We start from the raw sequence: 22,422 nt of genomic DNA on the forward strand, positions 1-22,422 counted from the left end.
GAACGGTCGAGTCCGCACTTCCTCCGGGATGTTGAACCGCGGGTCCAGGCGCGCGCTTGACTCGGCGTCATGACACACAGCGCCAAGCAGGACTTCGGTGACTTCGTCGCCGAGCACCGCCGCGGGACGGGGCTCACGCAGCGGGAGCTCGCGTCGATGCTGCACGTGACCGAGTCCGCGGTGTCGAAGTGGGAACGCGGACTCTCCTACCCCGACATCAGCCTCCTCCCGGCCCTCGCCCGCGAGTTGGACGTCGGGTGCTGCTGGCGATCGTCCTGGTGTTCACGCCGATCTGGCTCTCGCTGCCCGCTGTTCCGGCGGCGGTCCGGCAGCTGAACGCGCTGCTCACGCTGGTCGTGGGCACCGTCGCGATCCTCCTGTTCCTGCTCATCCTGCTCGCGGCGCTCGGCCGGGCCGACCGCTGGGCGACCGTCGCCGTCCCGATCGCCGCGATCGCGCTGATCCCGGTCTGGATCGCGGCGCTGGTCATCCGCTACCTCCCGCTGAACGGACTCGGGATCGCCGCGATCGTCACGGCGACCGGCGCGGTCGCGACGCTCGTGCTCGATCCGGCGATCACGTCGATCCTCGGCGAGCCCGCCCCCCTCCCGGCCGATCTGTCGCGCTGGCAGTCCGACACGATCGACGCGAACGTGCTGTTCCTCGTGGTCGCGGGGCTGGTGGTGGTGAGCGCCGCGCTGGGCGTCACCTCCGTGGTCCAGGCGTGCATCACGCGGGCCGAGGCCAGGGCGCTGCGCACGCCATCGGGTCGGGTCTGACGCGGAACTACTCGGACGCGGACCCGCGGGCGGAGGGTGCCGTCCGTCCGCCCGCGGACTCGTCCGGCGGTGTCGCCTCGACCGCAGCGTCCGCGGGGTCGGCAGGGATCTCCCGCACCCGGCGCAGCGCCGAGAGCAGGACGTAGCCGAGCTGCGCGGCGAACACCCCGGCGCACAGCACGATGCACGCCTCGACTCCCACCCCGGCGGCGACCACGGCCCCGAGCGCCGCGCCGACCGGGCGGGCCCCGTACGTGGCGACGACCAGCACCGACGACACCCGGCCGATCATCGACACCGGGGTCACCGCCTGACGCAGCGACGTCGTGCCGATGGTCCACAGCACCGGCCCGAGCCCGAACAGCAGATACGCCGCGAACGCGAACGCCGGCGCCGGCACCCACAGCGTCGCAGCCATCAGGAGTGCGGCGGCGAACCCGCCGAGCGGCCCCAGCATCGTCAGGGCGCCGAGCGCGAACCGTCGCGACAGCACCGGGGCGAGCAGTGCGCCGATCACCATGCCGCCGCCGTACACGGCCATCGCGGCGCCGACCGTCGCGGGGGTCATGCCGAGGCGGTCGAGCGCGTAGACCACGAACACCGACTGCAGCTGAAACCACCCCACGTTGAACACGAAGGAGGTCACGATCATCGGCCGCAGCAGCGCATGGGAGAACGCGAAGCGCAGTCCCTCGCCGATGTCGCGCCAGGGTGTCGTGCGGGGTGCGGCCACGCGGGCGGGGATGTCGGTGCGCGCGAGCACGGCCAGCGCGGCCAGGCAGGCGACGGTCGCCACGACGAACGCGGTGTCGGCGCCGCCCAGCGACACGATCGCCCCGGCGACGGCCGGCCCCCCGATGAACGCCGCACTGCGCCCGAGCTCCAGCCACCGGTTCGCGTCGACCAGGCGATCGCGCGAGACGGTGCGCGGAACGGCGGCGGGCACGGCGACGCTGATGCCCATGGTGCCCACGGCTCCCGCGAAACCGAGGGCCAGCAACGACTCGAAGCGCAGGGCGTCGAGGGCGAGGAGGACGATCACCGCCACGAGCGTGCTCGCGCGCAGCGCCTCGGACAGCAGGAGGAGCCGGCGCGGGGACGAACGGTCGACGAGGAGCCCGAACGGGATGGCGAGCAGCAGGAACGGGAGGGTCTGCGCGACCTGGAGCAGCGCCGTGCCCGCGGCGTCGGCGCCCAGCAGCAGCACGGCTGCGAGCGGGACGGCCACCAGGGCGATCTGCTCGGCGAACTGCGTGAGGACGCTCGACCAGGACAGTCGCGTGAACGCCGGAGGCAGCGGAGGGCGGGGGACTCGCGGGTGCATCCCCTCAGCCCAGCAGTCCGCCGCCCGGAGTTCTGGCGGGTATCGGACGCGGCATTTCCCACGGCGGCCGCGGATAGGTTGGGAGTCCCACCCGGAAGGACGCCTATGACCCCCGTCGTCACTGCCCTCGACCATGTCCAGCTGCCCGCGAAGAACCTGGACGAGGCCATCGGCTGGTACTCGGACGTGCTCGGTTTCCGCGTGCTCACGCACTACGGGACCTACGCCATGCTGCGCCTGGACCCCGGCCTCGACCTCATGCTCTGGGAGGCGGCGGAGTACACGCCGATGCGGGTCACCGTGGACGGCGACACGAAGCCGGCCCTCTTCCTCAAGACGGAGCGCTTCGACGACCTGGCCGCGCGGCTGCGGGCGTCCGACACGCGGATCGCCAGCATCGAGGACCTGGGCTTCGCGCGGTTCCTGAAGTTCTCCGACCCGAGCGACAACTTCCTGGGCGCGATCGCGTTCGCGGGGGACCCCGCCAACGGCAGCGAGAGCGGAACGTCCGCGGGCGCAACGTCGGAGTGAGCGCGAGCCCCGGCGAGTGAGCGCAACCCGCTTGCGCGATCTTGCAAGGACTTGCGTACACTGAGCGCATGTCGAAGCGTCTGGCAGAGGTGGCCCGCAAGGTCGGCGTGAGCGAGGCGACGGTCAGCCGCGTGCTCAACGACAAGCCCGGGGTCTCGGACGCCACCCGGCAGGCCGTGCTCACGGCGCTGGACGTGCTGGGCTACGAGCGGCCCACGAAGCTGCGCGGCGAGCGGGCGCGCCTTGTCGGTCTTGTGCTGCCGGAGCTGCAGAACCCGATCTTCCCCGCGTTCGCCGAGATCGTCGGCGGTGCGCTCACCCAGAACGGCTACACGCCCCTGCTCTGCACGCAGAACGCCGGCGGGGTCACCGAGTCCGACTACGTGGACCTGCTGCTCGCCCAGCAGGTGTCGGGCGTGGTGTTCCTCGGCGGCAACTACACCCAGGCCGACGCCGCCCACCAGCACTACGAGCGGCTGCGGGCGGTGAACCTGCCGACCGTGCTCGTGAACGCGCGCGTGCCGGAGCTGCCGTTCCCCACCGTCTCCACCGACGATGTCGCGGCCGCGGAGCAGGCCGTGCTCCACGTGCATCAGCTCGGGCACCGGCGCATCGGTCTGCTGCTCGGGCCGGACGATCACATCCCCTCGCGCCGCAAGCTCGACGCCGCCCGCCGGCTGCTCGACCAGCTCGGCTCTCCACTCAGCGACGAGCTCGTGGCGCGCGGCCTCTACTCGCTCGAGTCGGGCCAGGCGGGGGCCGCGCGACTGTTCGCCGCCGGAGCCACGGCCCTGGTGTGCGCGAGCGACCCGATGGCGCTCGGGGCCGTGCGCGCCGCCCGCCGCGCCGGGCTGTCCGTGCCGGGCGACGTGAGCGTGGTCGGCTTCGACGACTCGGCGCTGATGAGCTGCACCGAGCCGCCGCTGACCACCGTGCGCCAGCCGATCGAGTCGATGGGCCGGGCCGTGATCGAGCTGCTCCTCGCGCAGATCGCGGGCACGCCGCAGGCCGCCGACGAGCTGCTGTTCGAGCCCGAGCTCGTGCTGCGCGCCTCCACCGGTCCGCTGCACTGAATCGGCGGCGTTCCGCCGCTCCTCCCCCCGCGGGCTCCCCCGGGGGCTTTCGCGCGCCCTGGAGCCCTTTCTGTTTTTCATTTTTTTGTCCTGTTCTTGCGTTAATCCCTTCGGAAAGCTACATTCAACTCATCATCGTCGATGAGGAGACCCGTGGACACCGACGTTCTGCGCAGCACCGCCCCCGCTTCCCGGCCCGTCCCCCCGACGGACGAGGGCTGGTGGCGCACCGCGGTGATCTACCAGATCTACGTGCGCAGCTTCGCCGACGGGAACGGCGACGGCATCGGCGACCTCGCCGGCGTCCGCTCCCGCCTCGGGTATCTGAAGAGCCTCGGCGTGGACGCCCTCTGGTTCACCCCCTGGTACCGCAGCCCCCTCGCCGACGGCGGCTACGACGTGCAGGACTACCGTGCCATCGACCCGCGCTTCGGCACCCTGGAGGAGGCCGAGCTGCTGATCGCCGAGGCACTGGAGCTCGGCATCCGCACCATCGTCGACATCGTGCCCAACCACATCTCCGACCGCCACGAGTGGTTCCGGCAGGCACTGGCCGCCGGCCCCGGCAGCCCGGAGCGGGAACGGTTCTGGTTCCACCCCGGTCGCGGCGCCGACGGCTCCGGCATCCCCACCAACTGGGTGTCGAGCTTCCAGGGCGAGACCTGGACGCGCACGCGCAACGCCGACGGCACACCGGGCGAGTGGTACCTGCACCTGTTCACGCCGCAGCAGCCCGACCTCAACTGGAACCACCCCGACGTGCGCCGTGAGCACGAGGAGGTGCTGCGCTTCTGGTTCGACCGCGGCGTCGCCGGTGTGCGCATCGACTCCGCCGCCCTGCCGGCGAAGGACCCCGCGCTGCCCGACCTGCCCGCAGGCTCCGCCCCCGCGGAAAACCACCCGCACATCGACCGCGACGAGCTGCACGACATCTACCGCGAGTGGCGGGCCGTGGCCGACGACTACGCCGGAGAGCGCGTGCTCGTCGGCGAGGTGTGGCTCGACGACGCCGAGCGCTTCGCGCGGTACCTGCGACCCGGCGAGATGCACACGGCGTTCAACTTCGGGTTCATGACCCAGCCGTGGGACGCCGCGGCCATGCGCGCCTCCATCACCCGCACCCTCGCCGAGCACGCACCGGTCGGCGCCCCCGCCACCTGGGTGCTGTCGAACCACGACGTCACGCGTCCCGTCACCCGCTACGGGCAGGCCGACTCGTCGTTCGCATTCGAGCGCAAGCGCTTCGGCACCGCGACCGACACCGCGCGCGGGCTCCGGCGAGCGCGCGCCGCAGCCCTCCTCGTGGCGGCGCTGCCCGGCAGCCTGTACGTGTACCAGGGCGACGAGCTGGGGCTGCCCGAGGTGGAGCTGCCGCTCGACGCGATCGAAGACCCGATGCACTTCCGGTCGCACGGCGTCGACCCCGGCCGCGACGGGTGCCGGGTGCCGCTGCCGTGGGCGGGCGACGCGAGCCCGTACGGGTTCGGCGGCGCCCCGTGGCTGCCGCAGCCCGCCGACTGGGCCGGGCTCACGGTCGACGCGCAGGAACTCGACCCCGCGTCCACCCTGCACCTCTACCGCGCGGCCATCCGGCTGCGCCGCGAAGTGCACGACCTGGCGAACGGCGAGCTGTCGTGGCTCGAGCTCGGATCCGACGTGCTCGCGTTCCGCCGCGGCGACGACACCGTCAGCATCACCAACCTCGGTGCGACGCCGATCCCGCTCCCCGCCCACCACGCGGTGCTGCTGTCCAGCACGCCGCTCGACGGCACCCTGCCGGCCGACGCCACCGCGTGGCTCACGTTGCGCCCGGCGCGCACCGGTCGCGCGCCCCACTGACCCGCACCACCCGATCCGCATCACATGGAAGGACAGACGATGAAGTCACCGAAGAAGGCCCTGGTCGCTGGGATCGCCGTGCTCGCCACGGCGGGCGCACTGGCCGGATGCTCCGCGAACGACACCGGTTCCGGCTCCGACGGCAGGCTCGAGCTGCGCGTCGCGACGTTCCCGCCCGGCGCCGACGCCGCCGCGTACGACGCGTTCGCCGCCCAGGAGAAGCAGTTCGAGAAGGAGCACCCCGACATCGACATCATCGGTGTCGAGTACGAGTGGGAGGGCCCGACGTTCGCCGTGCAGCTCGCGGGCGGCAGCCTCCCCGATGTGTTCACCGTGCCGTTCACCGACTCCAAGACGCTGCTGGAGAACGGCCAGCTCATGGACGTGACCGACGCGATCGACGAGCTCGGGTACACCGACAAGTTCAACCCGATCATCCTCGAGGGCGTCACGGGCGACGACGGCAAGATCTACGGCTTCCCCCGCCAGGCATACGCCGCCGCGCTGCACTACAACCGCGACCTGTTCGAGCAGGCCGGCCTCGACCCCGACGACCCGCCGCAGACGTGGGACGAGATCCGCGAGGCCGCCAAGGCCATCACCGACGCCACCGGTAAGGCCGGCTACGCGCAGATGGCGATCAACAACACCGGCGGCTGGCAGCTCACCTCGCAGACCGTTGCGCGCGGCGGCCGCACGCAGACCGACAACGGCGACGGCACCGCCGAGTCCACGATCGACAACGACGCCACCAAGGCCGCCCTCCAGTTCCTCCACGACGTGAAGTGGGAGGACGGGTCGTTCGGCTCCAAGGTCGACCTCGACTGGGGCACCATCAACCAGGAGTTCGCCGCGGGCAACATCGGCATGTACACCTCGGGCTCCGACATCTACACCGCCCTCGTGCGCGACTTCGGCATGGACTCGGAGATCTACGGCATGACGGTCGTGCCGATGGAGGGCGACGACCCCGGCACGCTCGGCGGCGGCGACATCGCGGTGATCAGCCCCACGGTCGACGACGCCACCAAGGACGCCGCTGTCACCTGGATCGACTGGTACTACATGCAGAAGCTGATGGACGAGGACGCGGCCGTGCAGGACGCGAAGACCCTCGACGAGTCGGGGCAGGCCGTTGGTACCCCGCTGCTGCCGGTGCTCAGCCGTGAGCTGTACGACGAGTCGCAGGTGTGGATCGCGGACTACATCAACGTTCCGGTCGACCAGATGAAGCCGTTCAGCGACCGCATCTGGGAACAGACGCCCGTGGGCGAGCCGAAGGTGAAGACCCAGGAGGTCTACGCGCTGCTCGACGCGGTGGTGCAGACCGTGCTCACCCAGCAGGACGCCGACATCGACGCCCTGCTCGCCCAGGCGCAGACCGACGCCCAGGCGAAGCTCGACGAGTAACGCTCCATGACGATGACGCTCCCCGAGCAGCGGGCGGCGGCGGACACCCCTCCGCCGCCCGCTGTGCGCCCGACCCGTCGCCGCTCGCCGCTCACGTGGCTGCGCGGCGGCGGGCTCGCGAACCTCGTGTTCGTGCTGCCGATGCTGTTCGTGTTCGTGTTCTTCTCGTGGTCGCCGATCGTGCAGTCCGTGATCATGAGCCTGCAGAAGACGAACCTGATCGTCTCCGAGTGGGTCGGGTTCGACAACTACCTCGCGGTGATCGGCGACCCGGAGCTCGGGCGCGCCGTGCTCAACACGCTCTGGTTCGCGGTGCTCGCGCTGCTGTTCGGCTTCCCGCTGCCGCTGCTGATGGCGGTGCTGATGAGCGAGGTGCGCCGCGGCAAGGGCATCTACTCCGCCCTCGCCTACCTCCCTGTCGTGATCCCGCCCGTCGTCGCGGTGCTGCTGTGGAAGTTCTTCTACAGCGCCGACCCGTCCGGCGTGTTCAACACCGTGCTCGGGTGGGTGGGCATCCCGCCGCAGCCGTGGATCCAGGACGCGGTGCAGGCGATGCCGTCTCTCGTGCTGGAGGCCACCTGGGCCGGGGCCGGCGGATCGATCATCATCTACCTGGCCGCGCTGCTCGGCGTGCCGCCTGAGCTGTACGACGCGGCAGAGGTCGACGGTGCCGGCATCGCGAAGAAGGTGTGGCACGTCACGCTGCCGCAGCTGCGCGGCATCCTCTTCATCATGCTGATCCTGCAGGTGATCGCCACCGCGCAGGTGTTCCTCGAGCCGTTCCTGTTCACGGGCGGCGGGCCGGCGGGCGCGACCAAGACCGTGCTCCTCTACATCTACGACAAGGCGTTCCGGAACAGCCTGGGCGGCGACTACGGCGAGGCCACAGCGGTCTCGGTGCTGCTGGCGATCGTGCTGGCCGTCCTGTCCTGGCTCTACTTCCGACTGACCGACCGCTGGAGCACGACGTGAGCCTCACCGCCCGCCTCACCACCCGCCTATCCTCCCGCGCCGCGGAACGAGCGGCCGCCCGAGCCGCCGACGCCGTGGGCGACCGCACCGTGATCTCCGCCTCCGAGCGTCGGCGCCCCGGCATCCGCGTCGGCCTCACCCTCACGCACGTGTTCCTCGCGGTGGGTCTCGTGGTGGCCGGTCTCGGGCCGATCCTGTGGCTCGCGAAGTCCGCCGTGACCCCCACCCAGGACACCCTGCAGCAGCCGTTCGCGCTGTGGCCGAACGGCATCGACTGGGCGAACCTGGAGACCGCGTGGAACGACATCCACATCGACCAGTACTTCCTGAACACGGTGGTGATCGCGCTCGGCGCGTGGTTCGTGCAGCTGTTCGTCGCGACCACGGCCGGGTACGCACTGTCGGTGCTGCGACCCCGCTACGCGCCGATCCTGAACGCGCTCGTGCTGGCGACGCTGTTCATCCCCGGGATCGTGCTGCTGGTGCCGCTGTACCTGACGATCGTGAACCCGCCGCTGCCCGGCGACGTGAACCTGCTCAACAACTACCTCGCGGTGTGGCTGCCGATGGGGGCGAACGCGTTCAACATCCTGCTGGTGAAGCGCTTCTTCGACTCGCTGCCGCGCGAGGTGTTCGAGGCGGCACGCACCGACGGCGCCGGGCCGTTCCGGCTGTTCTGGTCGATCGTGCTGCCGATGTCGAAGCCCATCCTCGGCGTGGTGTCGGTGTTCGCGATCATCGCGGCGTGGAAGGACTACCTGTGGCCGATGCTGGTGCTGCCCGACCCCGCGGTGCAGCCGCTGTCGGTGCGGCTCCCGGCGGTGCAGTCGCAGACCGAGCTCGACGTGTTCCTCGCGGCCCTCGCGATCGCGACGCTCATCCCGATCGCGATGTTCCTGCTGTTCCAGTCGGTGTTCCTGCGCTCGGCGGGACTGGGCGGCGCGGTCAAGGGCTGACCGCGCCCCCGACGGGGCCGGCGCCGCGACCGTCGCTCAGTGGCCGTGTGCGAGCTGCTGCACGACCACGACGAGAGCGCCGAGCCCCACGAGGATCCCCATCGCGATCAGCTGCTTCCACCCGCTCAGGCCCGTGCGGCGGACCGCGACGTAGCCGATGACTCCCAGGATCGCCAGGTACACCACCGACGCGATGGTGAGCGCGGTCTGCAGCTCGATCCAGTCGAGCACCGCCGCCAGCAGGACGAGCAGCGGGATCGCGGCAGAGCCGATGGCGGTGCCGGTGAGCCGGAGCAGCTCCGTCAGCTCGGCCCCGCGCGGGAAGCGGCCGTGGGTCGCGAGGTGCGCGATCAGGTCGGCCGCGAACCCGGCGAGGGCGATCGCCACGATGCCGACCAGCAGGGTGACCGTGGCCCGCGCGGCGCTGGTGTGCTCCGCGTTCGCGTTCTGCACGAGCACGATGGCGAGCCCGGTGAAGGTGGCGTACACGCGTTCCTTGAGCGCGGCCCGCTCGACGGCCTCGTCGCGCGGCGGCCGAGAGGGGGCGGGTTCCGGCGAGCTCATGTGCGGGATGCTACCAACACGGGACGGCGTTCAGGCGGCCTGGGTGGCCAGACCTCCGGCGATCACCTCGATCACGCACGCGGCGGCTCCCCTCGCCCAGTCGTCGAACCGGTGCGGGCGCAACTGGATGTCGCACTCGCTCGCGGCGCCGAAGGCGTGCTCCGAGAAGGCGGTGCGGAGGGCGTTGGCGTACAGGTCGTACTCCGTCACGTTCTCCCCGGCGATCACCACGGTCTCCGGTCCGACCAGGTTGACGAGCGCGGCCAGGGCGGAGCCGATCACCTCCCCCGCCTGCTCGAACGCGCGGCGCGCCACCGGGTCTCCGTCATGCGCGAGGGCGAACGCGTCCTCCGTCGTGATGGACGGGTCGTCGTGCCCCGCACGCACGAGCTCGAGCACGGCCGGGGTCGACGCGACCGCCTCCACGCAGCCGCGGCGGCCGCAGCTGCACACCGCGTCGCGCGGACCGAGCGGCAGGTGACCGATCTCGCCGGCGACCCCGTGCGCGCCCTCCACCACCTTGCCGTGCAGGTAGATGCCGCAACCGATGCCCGTGCCGATCGTGATGACCGCGAACGAGCTGGCGTCGCGCGCCGACCCGAACAGCAGTTCGGTGACCGTGAGCGCCCGCACGTCGTTCTCGAGCAGGGCCGGGATGCCGGTGGCCGTCTCCAGCGCCTCGGCGAGCGCGACCCCCTTCCACCCGAGCAGCGGGGAGTCGCGCACCATGCCGCCCTCGCGGTCGACATCGCCGGACACCGCGACGCCCAGTCCGTCGATCGGGGTGGGCGAGGAATCGCGGAGCCGGTCGACGACGCTCGTCGCCGCGGCGATCACATCGTCGACCGCGGTGCTCGCGTTGTGCTCCTCGGTGCGCGCGAGCACGTTCGCCGCGAGATCGGTCAGCACGCCGTAGGTGCGCTCGGCGGTGATCTTGATCCCGATGATGTGCGCACGGTCGCGCGCCACGGCGAGCGGGCTGATCGGGCGGCCGACCACCGGGGTGGAGCGCAGCTCGTCGTCTTCCACCACGAAACCGGCGGTGATGAGCGGCGTGACGGCCTTCGTCACCGCGGCCTGGGAGAGGCCGGTGGCGCGGGAGATGTCCACGCGGCCGATCGGTCCGTGGGTGAGGATGCGCCGGAACACCGTGACGGAGGCGGGCGAGGAGACCGGTATGCGATTCACGTTTCAGCCTTTCAGTCCGCTCGAGGCGATTCCGGCGAAGAACTGCCGTTGCAGTGCGATGAATATCACGACGAGCGGGAGCGACGCCACCAACGACCCCGCCATGAGTGTGGGGTAGTCGGTTCCATACTGCCCCTGAAGGTTCGCCAGACCGACAGGCAGGGTCATCGTGTCCGGGGACGACGTGACGATCAGGGGCCAGAGCAGGTCGTTCCACGAGTACAGCGACGTGAGCACCGCGAGGGCCGCGACCGTCGGCCCCACCATCGGCAGCATGATGCGCCAGAAGATCTGGAGGGCGTTGGCGCCGTCCAGGCGCGCGGCCTCCTCGTAGTCGGCGGGGAGCGCGAGGAACGCCTGCCGCAGCAGGAACGTGCCGAACGCCGAGAACACGCCGGGGATCGCGATCGCGGGCACCGTGTTGAGCAGGCCGAGCGTCTTCATCAGGTCGAACTGGGCGATGAGGAACAGCTGGCTGGGCGCCATGAGCATCACCAGGAACAGCACGAACAGCACGTCGCGGCCGGGGAAGCGGAACCGTGCGAAACCGTAGGCCGCGAGCGTGCAGACCACCAGCTGTCCCGCGACCCGGAGGATCAGGGCGAGGGCCGACACCCCGAGCATGCTCCCGAACGGGACGGTGGCGAAGAAGCGCTCGAAGGCGCCGAAGTCGAGCTCGTCGGGGAGGAACACGGGCGGCACGGCGCGCGACTCCGACACGGTCTTGAACGCGGTGAGGATCTGCCACGCGAACGGGAACACCATCACGGCCGCGCACACCCCCAGGATCAGGTGCAGCGGCCACTGCGACCGGCGGCGAGCGCGCACCCGGGGCGCGGGCGGGCGCTGCACCTCGGGGTCGGCGAGGACGAGCGTGGCCGTGTCAGCCATAGAACACCGCCTTCCGCTGCAGCCGGAACTGCACGGCCGTGACCAGCATGATGAGCAGCAGCAGCACGATCGCGATCGCCGAGCCGTAGCCGCGGTCGAAGCGCACGAAGGTCTGCTGGAAGAAGTAGTAGACGATGGTCTGCGAGGCGGTCTCGGCCTGCGACCCGCGGATCAGCATCACGTAGATGAGGTCGAACATCTGCAGCGACGAGATGACCGAGAGCACCGAGACGAAGAAGATGCTGGGCGACAGCAGCGGCAGCGTCACCGCGAAGAACTGTCGGACCGGTCCTGCGCCGTCGAGCGCCGATGCCTCCAGCAGCTCGGGCGGCACGCCCTGGAGTCCGGCCCCGAGGATGATGATGCTCGTGCCCAGGCTCATCCAGATGCCGACGATCGAGACCGCGAAGATCGCGACGCTCGGGTCGGCGACCCAGCTCGGCCCGTCGATGCCGACCACCCCGAGCGCCTGGTTGAGCAGGCCGAACTCGCCGTTGAAGATGTAGCGCCAGACCATGCCGACCGCGACCGGGAGCGTGACGATGGGGAGGAAGAAGAGCACCCGGTAGACGTTCTTGCCGCGGCGGACGGCGTGGATGAGCGTGGCGATCACGATGCTGATCGGGATGCCGAGCAGCACGATCGCGGTGTAGATCGCGCTGTTGCGCAGCGCGTTCCAGAACTGCGGGTCGGCGACCAGGGCCGCGTAGTTGTCGATGCCCGTGAAAGTCTCGCCGCCGAACGGCTTCGTCTCGGTGAAGCTGAGGTACACCGTGGTCAGCAGCGGGAGGATGTACAGCGCGAGCAGACCGACGAGCGCCGGTGCGATGAACGCGAGCCCGGGCAGCCCGGAGACGCGCGCGCGCCGGCGGGCGATGGTCGTGCGGGCGGAGCGCCCCGCGGCGCTCCGCCCTGTCGTGTGAGAGGTCATCGTTCCTTCGCGAGCACGTCGTTCATGGCGGTCGCGAGCCGGTCGGCCACGTCCTCCACCGGTTCGGTGCCGTTCCAGGCGGCGGGGAGGTACTCGTCTTCGAGCGCGTTCCACGCCGCGGTGTCGGCCGAGACCGGGTAGACGACGCCGTCGGGAACCTGGTCGATGAACGCCTGGACGTTGAACTCGGGCATCGAGTCGACCCAGGCCTGCTGCGTCCCCTCGTATGCGGGGATGACCGCGCCGGTCGCGGCCTGGATCTCCGCTGCCTCCTTGCCACCGAGGAAGAGCAGGAACTTCTTCAGCTCCTCGGGGTGCTTCGTACCGGCGAAGCCGACGTTCTGGATGCCGTTGATCACGGTCGCCCGCTCGGCTCCCTGCGGCAGCACGGTCACGTCGACCGCGGCGCGCAGGTCGGCGTTCTCGTAGAACCGCTGCGCGTAGAACGAGCCGCCGTAGTACATCGCGACGGAGCCGTTCTCGAACTGGGCGACGGCCTCAGTGTCGGCGAACTGTTCGAGCGTGGGCGAGACCCCCGCCTTCTGCAGGTCGGTCCAGAAGCGCAGGCCCTCCTGCGTCTTCGGGTCGTCGTAGCCGGACTTCCCGTCGTCGATGATGTGACCGCCGGCCTGCGCGACCGTGTTGTAGAAGCCCTCCTGCCGGTTGAGCGGCGCGGCGATGCCGTACACGCCAGCGGCCGGGTCGGTGAGCTGCGCCGCGGCGGCGGAGACGTCGTCCCAGGTCCACTGGTCGGTCGGGTAGGCGACCCCGGCGGCGTCGAACAGCGTCTTGTTGTACCAGAGGCCGACGGTGTCGAAGTCCTTCGGCAGGCCGTACAGCTCGTCATCGTAGGTGAACAGGTCGACCAGGGCCTCGGGGTAGACGCCGAGGTCGACCCCCGCGTCCTCGATCGCATCACCCAGCGGCAGGAGCTGGTCGTTCGCGGCGTACACCTGGAACCGGTCGCCCAGCATCCAGAACGCGTCGGGGGCGGTGCCGCCCTGAGCTCCGACCTGCAGCTTGGTCCAGTACTCGGTCCACGGGTTGACCTGGAGGTCGACCGTGATGCCCGGGTTCTCCTTCTCGAAGGCGTCGACGAGCGCCTGCATCGTCTCGTCCTGGCTCCACACCCCGTAGGTGAGGGTGACGTCGCCCCCGGCGTCGTCACCGCCCGTCCCGGTGCTCGAACATCCGGTGAGCAGAGCGAGGGCGGCGACCGCCGCTACCCCGCCAGCAGTCCATCTGCGCATGTGAGTGGTCCTCCTCTTGGTCAGCCTGGCCACGATGCCAGGAGTCATTCGCTCAGCCGCAGCGTCAGCCAGTCGACGTGCGTCTCGTCGGCCGAGTCGGGCGACGTGCGCAGCGTCAGCAGCGACGCTCCGGTGACGTCGATGTCGAACGGCAGCGGTGCGGTCGTGGCGCTCGGCGTGAGCCGGGCGGCGGTCACTCCGTCGACGAGGATCTCGGCGACGGCCGCGGTGTCGGGGGTCTCGTCGTCCACGGCGACGGAGCCCGTGAAGCGCGTGGCGGATCCGGCCACGGCGATCGTGATCTCGGAGTCCTGTGAGACGCCGAGCCCGTCGGGGTACGACACGCCGCGCACCTGCAGCGGGCCGCCGTCCCTGGGGTCGCCGCCGCCGTTGGCGCGCCCGCGCTCGACCGGTCCCACGGCGTTGCGCGCGGACACGAACGGCAGCCGAGACACGTCATGCACGCCGCCGTCGAACGGGGTGAGCACCCGCACGTGCGACACGACGGGGACGCCGTCGTGGCCGGGGTTCTCCAGGGTGAGCACGGCCACGTCGCCCTGGTCAGGACGGTGCAGCGGCGCGACGATCCACTCGCCGTCGGCGCCGCGGTCGGCTGTCCACCCGGGGGGCGTGCGCACGGCGGCCGCGTCGGTGCCCACAGTGACCTCGGTCCCGCGCAGCACGATCAGGCTCTCGGCGACGGTCGGCCGGGGGAGCTCGGCCCGCTGGACCGCCCGGCGCACGGGAGCGGCGGCGGGGGCGACGACCGCGACGAAACCGCCGCGCGGCGCGAGCGGGACGCGCATCCGGGTTCCGGGCTCGGGGGCTGCGAGTTCGGTCAGGGCGCCGTCGACGTCGCCGATCGCCCACACCGCGGCCGGGCCCCCGACGAGTGCTGCGGGGTCGAGCTCGACGACCGCGTCGGAGGTGTGCGCACCGATGCCGCCGATGAACCAGCGGTCGCCGCTGCGCCGCGCCACGACCGCGTGCGTGTCGGGGTGACCGTCGAGCAGACGCACCTCGTCCCAGGTCGCGGGCAGTTCGGCGAGGAACGCGGCGGCGAGCGGACGGGAGCGGTACTGGTCGGGGTCGTCGGCGAAGTGGGTGATGCCGCTCTCGTACACCACGCCGAGCGCGAGCTCGTGGGCGTCGGTGGTCTCCCGCTCCGGGGCGCTGAAGGTGACGGGGGTGTAGTCCATCGAGCCCACCACGTTGCGCGTGAACGGCTGGATCACGTTGTGCGCGGCGGTGAGCGGGTGCCCGTAGAACACGTAGTACTCGGCACCGCGGATGCCCTCGTAGCTGACGACGTGCGGGTGGGTCCTGGCCCAGCCGCGCGGGATGACCGATCCGTGGAAGTTGACGACGAGTCCGACGCGGGCGCTCTCGGCGATGATCGCGTCGTACCAGCGGTAGCGCTCCTGCGACTCCGACTCCATGAAGTCGACCTTGATGCCGGCGACGCCCCACGACCGCCACAGCGCGAGGGAGCGCAGGGCCTCCGCGCCGTCGAGGTCGCTCCACGCACTCCACAGGTGCACCTGGATGCCGCGGGCGCTCGCGTACGACACCAGCTCGGGCACCCAGGCGGCATCCCACCCGCAGTCCACGAGCACGTGCTCCCAGCCCTGCTCCGCGGCGAAGTCGGTGAAGCGCTTCTGCACGTCGAGGTAGGCGCCGGAGTACTGGCTCGACCACCACGACCAGGCGGCGCGCCCGGGCCGCGGCCGCAGTGCGCCGGGCTGCGCGGCGGGGGCGAGCGCGTCGATCAGCTCGGTGGCGACGACCTCGGCGAGCGTGCCGGCGACGATCACGCGCCACGGCGTGCGGTGTCCTGGCTCGACCTCGATGCGGTCGTCCGCCGTGGTCACGTGGAACACGGTGCCGTCCCAGTCGACGTGCGCGCCGGAGCTGCGACCGTCGATGTCGGACTCGCTCAGCAGCAGGAACCGCTGCGGGTCGCACTCCACCAGCACGGGGAAGCCGTACGACCCGGCGGCGAGGTCGCGCAGGTCGCTGCCGAACCGCGGTGTCTCGTACCAGGTCTGGTACTCGAGCACCCAGGCGCGGCCGTGGTCGCCCGCATCGATGCGGGTGTGCTCGGCGCCGAGCGAGGCCGCGGTGGCGGGGAGCACGTAGCGGAAGGCGAAGCCGTCGTCGCTCACCCGCACCACCACGGCCCAGGTCAGCGTGCCGCTGCGCAGCGTGACGGTGGTCTCGCGGTGCACGGCGGCGCGCGGCCCGGTGGCCTTGCCGAGCGCGGCGTCCCACTCCTCGCGCACCTCGCGGTCGTCGCTGCCGACGATCGCGGTCCCTGCGGCGAGGTCGGCACCGTCCACGTCGACCCCGAGGGCGATGAAGGCGAGCGGCGCCTCGTCGAGCAGGAGCTCCAGGGCGGGACGGCCGTCGGCGATCGCGAGGACGGCGCGGCGTCGGCCGGTGGAGATCTCGACGGCGGTGGCGGGGGTGGCGTGGCTCAAGGCACGGACTCCGTTGTCGTTCGGAAAAGTTCGGGTTGCGGGTTGTGTCGAGGATACGCATGATTAATTCATGACGTCAAGTATGAAACTTCACGATGAACAGAAAGTCCGGGACGGGGTGACGGTCACGCCGGAGTACGCCCACCTCTCCCGCTCCGGGACGAGCATCGTCTTCGCGTTCGACGTTTTCGGGCTCCCGTCCGTCGCGCACTGGGGGGCCGTCCTCCGCGACGAGGAGCTCGACGGCCTCCTCGCCAGCACCGCTCCCGCGGCCATGAACAGCTCTCTCGACCTGCCCCGCTCGTTCTCGATCGCCGCCTCCCGGGCGTTCGGCTGGTCGGGCACCCCCGCGCTCGACGTGCACGACGACGACGTCGTGATCGAGCGCTTCGAGCTCCACCGCGTCGAGCACGATGCCGACGGCGTCGTCTTCACGCTCCGCGACGAGAGCTCCTCGGTCGACGCGGCCTTCGCCTACCGCCTCGATACCGCGGGCCTTCTTCACGCCGACATCCGCATCGACAACCTCACCTCCGACCGCTGGATCGACGTCGCGGCGGCCCGCGTGCTGCTGCCCCTTCCGGCGCGCGCGCAGGAGCTGCTCGACTTCACCGGCCGCTGGACGCACGAGCACCACCCGCAGCGGTCCGAGCTGCGCGACGGCACCTGGCTGCGCTCCTCCCGACGCGGGCGGCCGGGGCACGACTCCGCGCTCCTCACCGCGACGGGCACGCGCGGATTCCGGTTCCGCAGCGGAGAGGTGTGGGCCGCGCATCTGGCCTGGAGCGGCAACCAGGAGGTGCTCGTGGAGCGACTGCCCGAGGGCGCCGGGGTGCACAGCAGCGTGCTCGGCGCCGGCGAGCTGCTCGACGCGGGCGAGGCCGGGCTCGGTCCCGGCGAGTCGTACTACTCCCCCACGGCCGTGTTCGCGTGGAGCGACCGCGGGCTCGACGGGCTCACCGCGCGCTTCCACGACTCTCTCCGCGCGCGGCCGACCCACCCGCGGTCGCCGCGCCCGCTGCTGCTCAACACGTGGGAGGCGGTGTACTTCGACCACGATTTCGACACGCTCGGCGAGCTCGCCAGGGTCGCGGCGGAGGTGGGCGTCGAGCGGTTCGTGCTCGACGACGGGTGGTTCCGCGGCCGCCGCGACGACACCGCCGGACTGGGCGACTGGTACGTCGACGAGACCGTGTGGCCGGAGGGACTGCGGCCCCTCGCCGACCAGGTGCACGGCCTCGGCATGCAGTTCGGCCTCTGGGTCGAGCCCGAGATGGTCAACCCCGACTCCGACCTCGCGCGCGCTCACCCCGACTGGATCCTCGGGGAGGACCCGCAGCTCGAGTCGCGGCACCAGTTCGTCCTCGACCTCTCGCAGGACGAGGTCGTGGCGTACCTCGTGGAACGCCTCGACGAGGTCGTGCACTCCTCCACGGCGGACTTCCTCAAGTGGGACCACAACCGCGACCTCCACGCCGCCACCGGTGCACGCGGCGACCGGAGGGTGCACGCGCACACCCTCGGCGTGTACCGGGTGTTCGAGGAGCTGCGCCGTCGCCATCCGCACCTGGAGATCGAGTCGTGCGCGAGCGGAGGGGCGCGGGCCGACCTCGGCATCCTCCGCGTGACCGACCGCGTGTGGGCCTCCGACTGCAACGACCCGGTCGAGCGGCAGGCGATCCAGCGCTGGACGCAGACGCTCCTCCCGCCCGAGCTGATCGGCGCGCACGTCGGTCCGACCGAGTCGCACACGACCCACCGTCACGCGGACTTCTCGTTCCGGGCCATCACGGCGCTCTTCGGTCACGCCGGGCTGGAGTGGGACCTCACCCGCATCACCGCGGAGGAGAAGGCGCAGGTCGCCGCGTGGACGGCGCTGTACCGCGAGCTGCGCGGCCTGCTGCACGGCGGCACCACCGTGCGCGGCGATGAGGTGGACGACGGCGCCCTGCTGCACGGGGTGGTCGACACCGCGCAGACCGAGGCGGTGTTCGCGTGGGTGCGGACGGCGACGAGCGCGACAGCGCACAGTCCGCGCGTGCCGATCCCCGGGCTCGATCCCGCACAGCACTACCGCGTGCGGATCCGGGAGGAGGTGGGCGCGGCCAGCCGTCACCAGGTCGCCGACCCGGCGTGGGTGGAAGCCGCGCCCGAGCTGACGTTCACGGGAGCCGTGCTCGCGCAGGGCCTGCCGCTGCCGGTGCTCAATCCCGGGCAGGCGATGCTGCTGCACCTCACCGCGACCCCCGCGGACTGAGCACGGAAGAGGGGCGGCGCGGTCGATCCGCGCCGCCCCTCCTGTGTGTCCGCTACTGCCGCACGATGATGCGGTCGATGTCGGGCGCGTAGCCCCCGGCCGCGTCGAACGTGATGGTGTTCGCCCCTGCCGCGAGCGGCAGGTGCACGGTCTGCGTGCTGATGTCGTTCCAGTCGGCGGTGACCGGGAACGCGACCGTGATCGGCGCTCCCCCGTTCACCCTGACCTGCACCGACCGCGCCGTGGCGGCCGCATACCGGATGTGCACGGTGGTCGATCCCGCCTGCTGCGCCTGCACCCCGGTGAAGGCGAGGGTAGACGCGCCGTAGAGGTCGCCGACCTTCTGCCCGGAGCACTCCGGTCCGGTGCACGCCACGACGGCCGCGGTGCCGGTGCGGGTGTTGCCGGTCGCCTCCGCCTCGTAGGAGCGCAGCACGATGATGCGGTCGATGTCGGGGGCGTAGCTGCTGCCGCCGATCGTGATCGTGTTGGCGCCGGCAGCGAGGGTCACGGGCACCTCGACGTCGCGCACGATGTCCCAGCCGCTCGGGTTGCCCGCGTTGCCCTTGCCGGAGCGCGGCGGGCTGACGGTCTGCGCGGCCCCGCCGTTGACGGAGACCGTGAACGAGCGCGGGTCCTCGGCCAGGTAGCCCACCCGCAGCACGTACGTCCCCGCCGTGGCGGCCTGGACGCCGTTGAAGCGCACGGTGGCACCGTTGCCGAGGCTGCCGACCTTCGAGCCGCCGGAGCAGCCTGGGCATGCGGCGACGCTGGCGCCGCCCGCGAGCGTGTTGCCGCTCGCCTCGGCCTCCAGCACACGGTCACCGGTACCGGCGAAGGGCAGCGGCGTCGCGCTGATCTGCACCGTCAGGCCGCCGTTCGCGCGCACCGGGATCGCCAGGGTCGAGCTCGACGTCACGGTGCGTGTCTCGGTCACGATCTGCCGGTCGGTCGCGCCGTCCTTGAACAGGGTGGCGGTGTACGAGCCGGAGCCCAGGAACGTGAGCGGGATGTTCGTGGTGCGCGCCGTGTCGGACACCGAGCCGATGAACCAGTCCGATCCCGTCCGCCGCGCGATGGTCGCGTAGTCGCCCGGGAACCCCTCGATCAGTCGGCTCTCGTCCCACACGGTCGGAACCGCACTCAGCACGTGCCGCCCCACCCAGGTCTCGTACGCGGCGGCCGAGTCGGCGAAGTGCTGCATGGCCGAGCTGAACAGCACGCTCTGCGCGAGCTGGTGCGCGTGGGTGGTGAGCAGGTTCGAGTTGGAGAAGATCACGGGCGTCATGTCCATGCCGCCGATCGGGTTGCGGGTGAACGGGTACGTCGCCGTGTCGGTGCCCGTCGGCGGCCGACCGTACTTGTACTGCTCGCTGCCGAGCACGGCCTCCGAGGTGATGAGGTTCGGATAGGTGCGGTTCTCCCCCGCGGGCTTCGTGCTGCCGTGGAAGTTGACGAGCACCTTCGCCTTCATCGCCGCCTTCGCGATCCGGTCGTACAGGGCCATGGTCTCCAGCCGGTCGGACTGCATGAAGTCGATCTTGACCCCGGCGACCCCGCGGTTCGCGATCGCCTGCATCGCGGTGTCGAGCTGCGCCTGCGTGTAGTAGCTGCCGTCGCTGTTGACGTAGTCGCCCTTGTTCTTCCAGATGAACACGCCGATGTCACGCTTCTTGCCGTAGGCGACGAGCTGCTCGATCGAGCCGTCGCCGTCGTTGTAGCAGCAGTCCACCGTCACGAACTGCATGCCCAGCTGCTCGGCGGTGTCGATGTACTCCTTCTGCGAGCGCAACATGTCGTCGCCCTCCGAGGCCTTCTCCTCGTTCGACCACCACGACCACAGCGCCTTGCCCGGACGGATCCACGACGTGTCGGTGCCCGCGGCGGGTGCCGGGTTGAGATCGGTGATGAGGGAGGTGTTGACGATGGCGTCGAGCGAGGAGCTGACGGCGATCGCGCGCCACGGCGTGGTGAAGGAGCCGGTGGTCGCGACCTGGGTGCCGGCGGTGGACGTGTCGAACACGTTGCTGTCCGGGCCGGGGAGCTGCACCTTCAGCGTGCGGTTGTTGTTGCCCTGCGCGTCGAGCCGGACGGCCGGGTAGGTGGGGTTCACGTACACCGCGGCCTCGGAGATCAGCGCCCATTTGGCGTTGTTCGACAGGCTGGCGAGCGTCGGCATCGCGAAGTGACGCGACCCCATCGACATGGCGGATACGTAGGGGTAGGCGTCTTCATAGTCCCTCGCCGACCGGTAGTCGCTCGCCCACAGCCCGGTGTTCGCGGGGAGGGCGAAGGTCGTCGCCTCGCGGGTGATGGTGGTCGATCCCACGCCCGACACCTGGTAGCGGAACGCGACGCCGTCGTTCTGGGCGCGCACCACGACCGCGAGCTGCGCGGATCCGCGGGTGAACGTGAGCGTCATCTGGTTCGCCGACGACGAGATCGGGCCGTCGAAGTGCTCCACGAGGGAGTAGTTCTGCACGACGGGGGTGGTCGTCTCGGTGCCGAACGTGAGGCTGGTCGACAGGTCGACCGCGGCCGTGACGACGCCCATCTTCGAGCTGTCGATCACGGCGAGGCCGCCCTGCACGACCGAGTACGACAGCGATCCGTCGTTCTCGTGCCGCACCGTGAGCGACGTCTGCCCATCGGGCGACGTGACGGTGTGATCGGTGGACGCGAGCGCCGGTGAGGCCGACGCGAGCACCCCCATGGACAGGACCAGCGCGGCCACCGTGGCCAGCGACGTCCTCTGGAGTTTCGCCATCATGGCTCCTTCCGCCCCCGCGTCGTCGCGGTGGCGCGACTATATTGACACCGTAAAGTTACGCCGTCAAGAAAGTCGCCGAAGGAGCGGGGGCTCAGGCGAGGAAGGAGCCGAGCGCGTCGAGGAGCCCGCGCGTCCCGGCCTCGCGCCCTGGTCCGTCGTCCCAGAAGCGGTCGAGGAAGACCCCGTGCTCGGTGTGGGTGAAGCGCGTGCCGAGGTCGACCGCCTCGAACTCCAGGGACGCGACCGAGGTCGACATGTGCTCCCCGTCCAGCCACATGTCGTACGCGGTGACGATCCGCACCCGGTCGACGATGTCGGTGTAGGTGGCCACGTACCGCGACACGGGTCCGTCGTGGAACCGCCCCTCGTGGACGTCGCGCCCGCCGACGCGGAAGTCGAACGCCCACTCCCGCTCTTCGATGGCGTCCGCGTCGCCCCACCATCCGCGTTTCTGGTCCTCGTCCGCGAAGGCGGCCCACACCCGGTCGAGCGGCGCGGGGTAGTCGCGGGTGAGGGCGAATCCGGAGTGTGCGAGCCGGTGCTCCGTCGTCATCGCGGTGTCCTATCGCGTCAGGGTGACGTGGACGACGCCGCTCTCGGCCGCTTCCGTCGTCACGGTGTAGGTGTTCTCGAAGCCGGTCAGGTCGTCCCACAGGCGGTATCCGCGGCCGAGGAAGAGCGGCGCGACCAGGAGGTGCAGGTCGTCGACGAGTCCCGCGCGCAGGAACGCCTGCGCCGTGCGGTACCCGCCGCCGATCCGCACGTCGAGGTCGCCGGCGGCGTCGGACGCCTCGGCGAGCACGTCCTCGATCGCGGCATCGCGGAAGTGGAACGTGGTGCCGCCGTCCATCGGGATCGACGGGCGGGGCGCGGTGCGGGTGAGCACGTAGACGGGCGTGCCGAACGGCGGGGTGTCGCCCCACCAGCCCTTCCAGTCGGGGTCGTCGGGGTGGGAGTGGAGGCCGAACATCCCCGCTCCCATGATCTCGGCGCCGACGCCCTAAAAGAACGCGCGGGCGTAGCGGTCGTCGACACCGGTGGTTCCGGCGCCGCTGGTGTCGCCGAAGATCCTCTCGCGGAACGTGCGGGTGCCCGCGTAGGCCGCGGTGAGGCGCCCCCAGTCCTCCCCCATGGGGCTGTCGGGTGTGAGGTCGGAGGGCGTGTAGCCGTCCAGGGAGGCGAACAGGTCCATGCGGACGCGGGTCAT

18 protein-coding genes and 1 pseudogene are annotated in these 22,422 nt (G+C 71.0%); 9 read left to right on the forward strand and 10 right to left on the reverse strand.

The features are described 5' to 3' along the window. Nucleotides 1-69 precede the first annotated feature (69 nt). Complete coding sequence (locus KV394_RS01965; RefSeq protein ID WP_247982159.1) at nucleotides 70-336, forward strand: helix-turn-helix domain-containing protein; 267 nt, start codon at nucleotides 70-72, stop codon at nucleotides 334-336. Beyond that, on the forward strand, nucleotides 258-779 hold the full coding sequence (locus KV394_RS01970) for a hypothetical protein (protein ID WP_247982160.1): 522 nt from the start codon (nucleotides 258-260) through the stop codon (nucleotides 777-779). Before KV394_RS01965 ends, KV394_RS01970 begins: the two co-directional genes overlap by 79 nt. A 7-nt stretch (nucleotides 780-786) precedes the next feature. Here the strand turns inward: KV394_RS01970 and KV394_RS01975 are convergent, their stop codons facing one another. Then, nucleotides 787-2,103 (reverse strand): MFS transporter, encoded by a 1,317-nt coding sequence (locus KV394_RS01975; protein WP_247982161.1) that lies wholly within the window; start codon nucleotides 2,101-2,103, stop codon nucleotides 787-789. 105 nt (nucleotides 2,104-2,208) lie between these two features. Here KV394_RS01975 and KV394_RS01980 point away from each other — a divergent pair, with 105 nt between their 5' ends. From KV394_RS01980 to KV394_RS02005, 6 genes are all read left to right on the forward strand, one after another. Then, nucleotides 2,209-2,634, forward strand: a complete 426-nt coding sequence (locus KV394_RS01980; protein WP_247982162.1) for a VOC family protein — start codon at nucleotides 2,209-2,211, stop codon at nucleotides 2,632-2,634. A 68-nt stretch (nucleotides 2,635-2,702) separates the two neighbouring features. After that, nucleotides 2,703-3,707 (forward strand): LacI family DNA-binding transcriptional regulator, encoded by a 1,005-nt coding sequence (locus KV394_RS01985; protein ID WP_136035510.1) that lies wholly within the window; start codon nucleotides 2,703-2,705, stop codon nucleotides 3,705-3,707. A gap of 141 nt (nucleotides 3,708-3,848) precedes the next feature. Further along, nucleotides 3,849-5,546 carry a glycoside hydrolase family 13 protein gene (locus KV394_RS01990; RefSeq protein WP_407665450.1) on the forward strand — a complete coding sequence of 566 codons (1,698 nt, stop codon included), beginning with the start codon at nucleotides 3,849-3,851 and terminating at the stop codon, nucleotides 5,544-5,546. Nucleotides 5,547-5,585: 39 nt separating this feature from the next. Continuing rightward, on the forward strand, nucleotides 5,586-6,956 hold the full coding sequence (locus tag KV394_RS01995) for an ABC transporter substrate-binding protein (RefSeq protein ID WP_247982164.1): 1,371 nt from the start codon (nucleotides 5,586-5,588) through the stop codon (nucleotides 6,954-6,956). Nucleotides 6,957-6,962: 6 nt separating this feature from the next. Then, nucleotides 6,963-7,928: a carbohydrate ABC transporter permease gene (locus KV394_RS02000; RefSeq protein WP_205812595.1), complete on the forward strand. Its 966-nt coding sequence runs from the start codon at nucleotides 6,963-6,965 to the stop codon at nucleotides 7,926-7,928. Continuing rightward, nucleotides 7,925-8,884 carry a carbohydrate ABC transporter permease gene (locus KV394_RS02005; RefSeq protein ID WP_407665451.1) on the forward strand — a complete coding sequence of 320 codons (960 nt, stop codon included), beginning with the start codon at nucleotides 7,925-7,927 and terminating at the stop codon, nucleotides 8,882-8,884. Before KV394_RS02000 ends, KV394_RS02005 begins: the two co-directional genes overlap by 4 nt. A 36-nt stretch (nucleotides 8,885-8,920) precedes the next feature. On the opposite strand, the gene KV394_RS02010 is transcribed toward KV394_RS02005, so the two are convergent. From KV394_RS02010 to KV394_RS02035, 6 genes are read right to left on the reverse strand one after another with little or no spacing between them, the layout of a single operon-like run. Beyond that, nucleotides 8,921-9,448, reverse strand: coding sequence for a hypothetical protein (locus KV394_RS02010; protein WP_136034750.1), 528 nt, complete (start codon nucleotides 9,446-9,448; stop codon nucleotides 8,921-8,923). A gap of 30 nt (nucleotides 9,449-9,478) precedes the next feature. Next, on the reverse strand, nucleotides 9,479-10,636 hold the full coding sequence (locus KV394_RS02015) for an ROK family protein (RefSeq protein WP_247982165.1): 1,158 nt from the start codon (nucleotides 10,634-10,636) through the stop codon (nucleotides 9,479-9,481). Between the two features lie 3 nt (nucleotides 10,637-10,639). Further along, entirely contained in the window at nucleotides 10,640-11,527 is an 888-nt protein-coding gene (locus tag KV394_RS02020) for a carbohydrate ABC transporter permease (protein WP_247982166.1), read from the reverse strand. Continuing rightward, nucleotides 11,520-12,458, reverse strand: a complete 939-nt coding sequence (locus KV394_RS02025) for a carbohydrate ABC transporter permease (protein WP_247982167.1) — start codon at nucleotides 12,456-12,458, stop codon at nucleotides 11,520-11,522. The genes KV394_RS02020 and KV394_RS02025 overlap by 8 nt, the downstream gene beginning before the upstream one ends. Further along, a complete protein-coding gene (locus KV394_RS02030; protein WP_247982168.1) occupies nucleotides 12,455-13,708 on the reverse strand; it encodes an ABC transporter substrate-binding protein in 1,254 nt (417 codons plus the stop codon). The genes KV394_RS02025 and KV394_RS02030 overlap by 4 nt, the downstream gene beginning before the upstream one ends. 44 nt (nucleotides 13,709-13,752) lie before the next feature. Beyond that, on the reverse strand, nucleotides 13,753-16,188 hold the full coding sequence (locus tag KV394_RS02035) for a glycoside hydrolase family 97 catalytic domain-containing protein (protein WP_247982169.1): 2,436 nt from the start codon (nucleotides 16,186-16,188) through the stop codon (nucleotides 13,753-13,755). A gap of 118 nt (nucleotides 16,189-16,306) precedes the next feature. On the opposite strand from KV394_RS02035, the gene KV394_RS02040 reads away from it, so the two are divergent. Beyond that, on the forward strand, nucleotides 16,307-18,445 hold the full coding sequence (locus KV394_RS02040; protein WP_247982170.1) for an alpha-galactosidase: 2,139 nt from the start codon (nucleotides 16,307-16,309) through the stop codon (nucleotides 18,443-18,445). Between the two features lie 52 nt (nucleotides 18,446-18,497). Here KV394_RS02040 and KV394_RS02045 read toward each other — a convergent pair whose 3' ends face one another. From KV394_RS02045 to KV394_RS02055, 3 genes and pseudogenes are all read right to left on the reverse strand, one after another. After that, nucleotides 18,498-21,215: a glycoside hydrolase family 97 catalytic domain-containing protein gene (locus KV394_RS02045; RefSeq protein WP_247982171.1), complete on the reverse strand. Its 2,718-nt coding sequence runs from the start codon at nucleotides 21,213-21,215 to the stop codon at nucleotides 18,498-18,500. A gap of 91 nt (nucleotides 21,216-21,306) precedes the next feature. After that, nucleotides 21,307-21,768 (reverse strand): SRPBCC domain-containing protein, encoded by a 462-nt coding sequence (locus KV394_RS02050; RefSeq protein WP_247982172.1) that lies wholly within the window; start codon nucleotides 21,766-21,768, stop codon nucleotides 21,307-21,309. Between the two features lie 9 nt (nucleotides 21,769-21,777). Beyond that, nucleotides 21,778-22,422: pseudogene (locus KV394_RS02055) on the reverse strand (dihydrofolate reductase family protein).

This window comes from Microbacterium sufflavum, assembly GCF_023101165.1.
Lineage (GTDB): Bacteria > Actinomycetota > Actinomycetes > Actinomycetales > Microbacteriaceae > Microbacterium > Microbacterium sufflavum.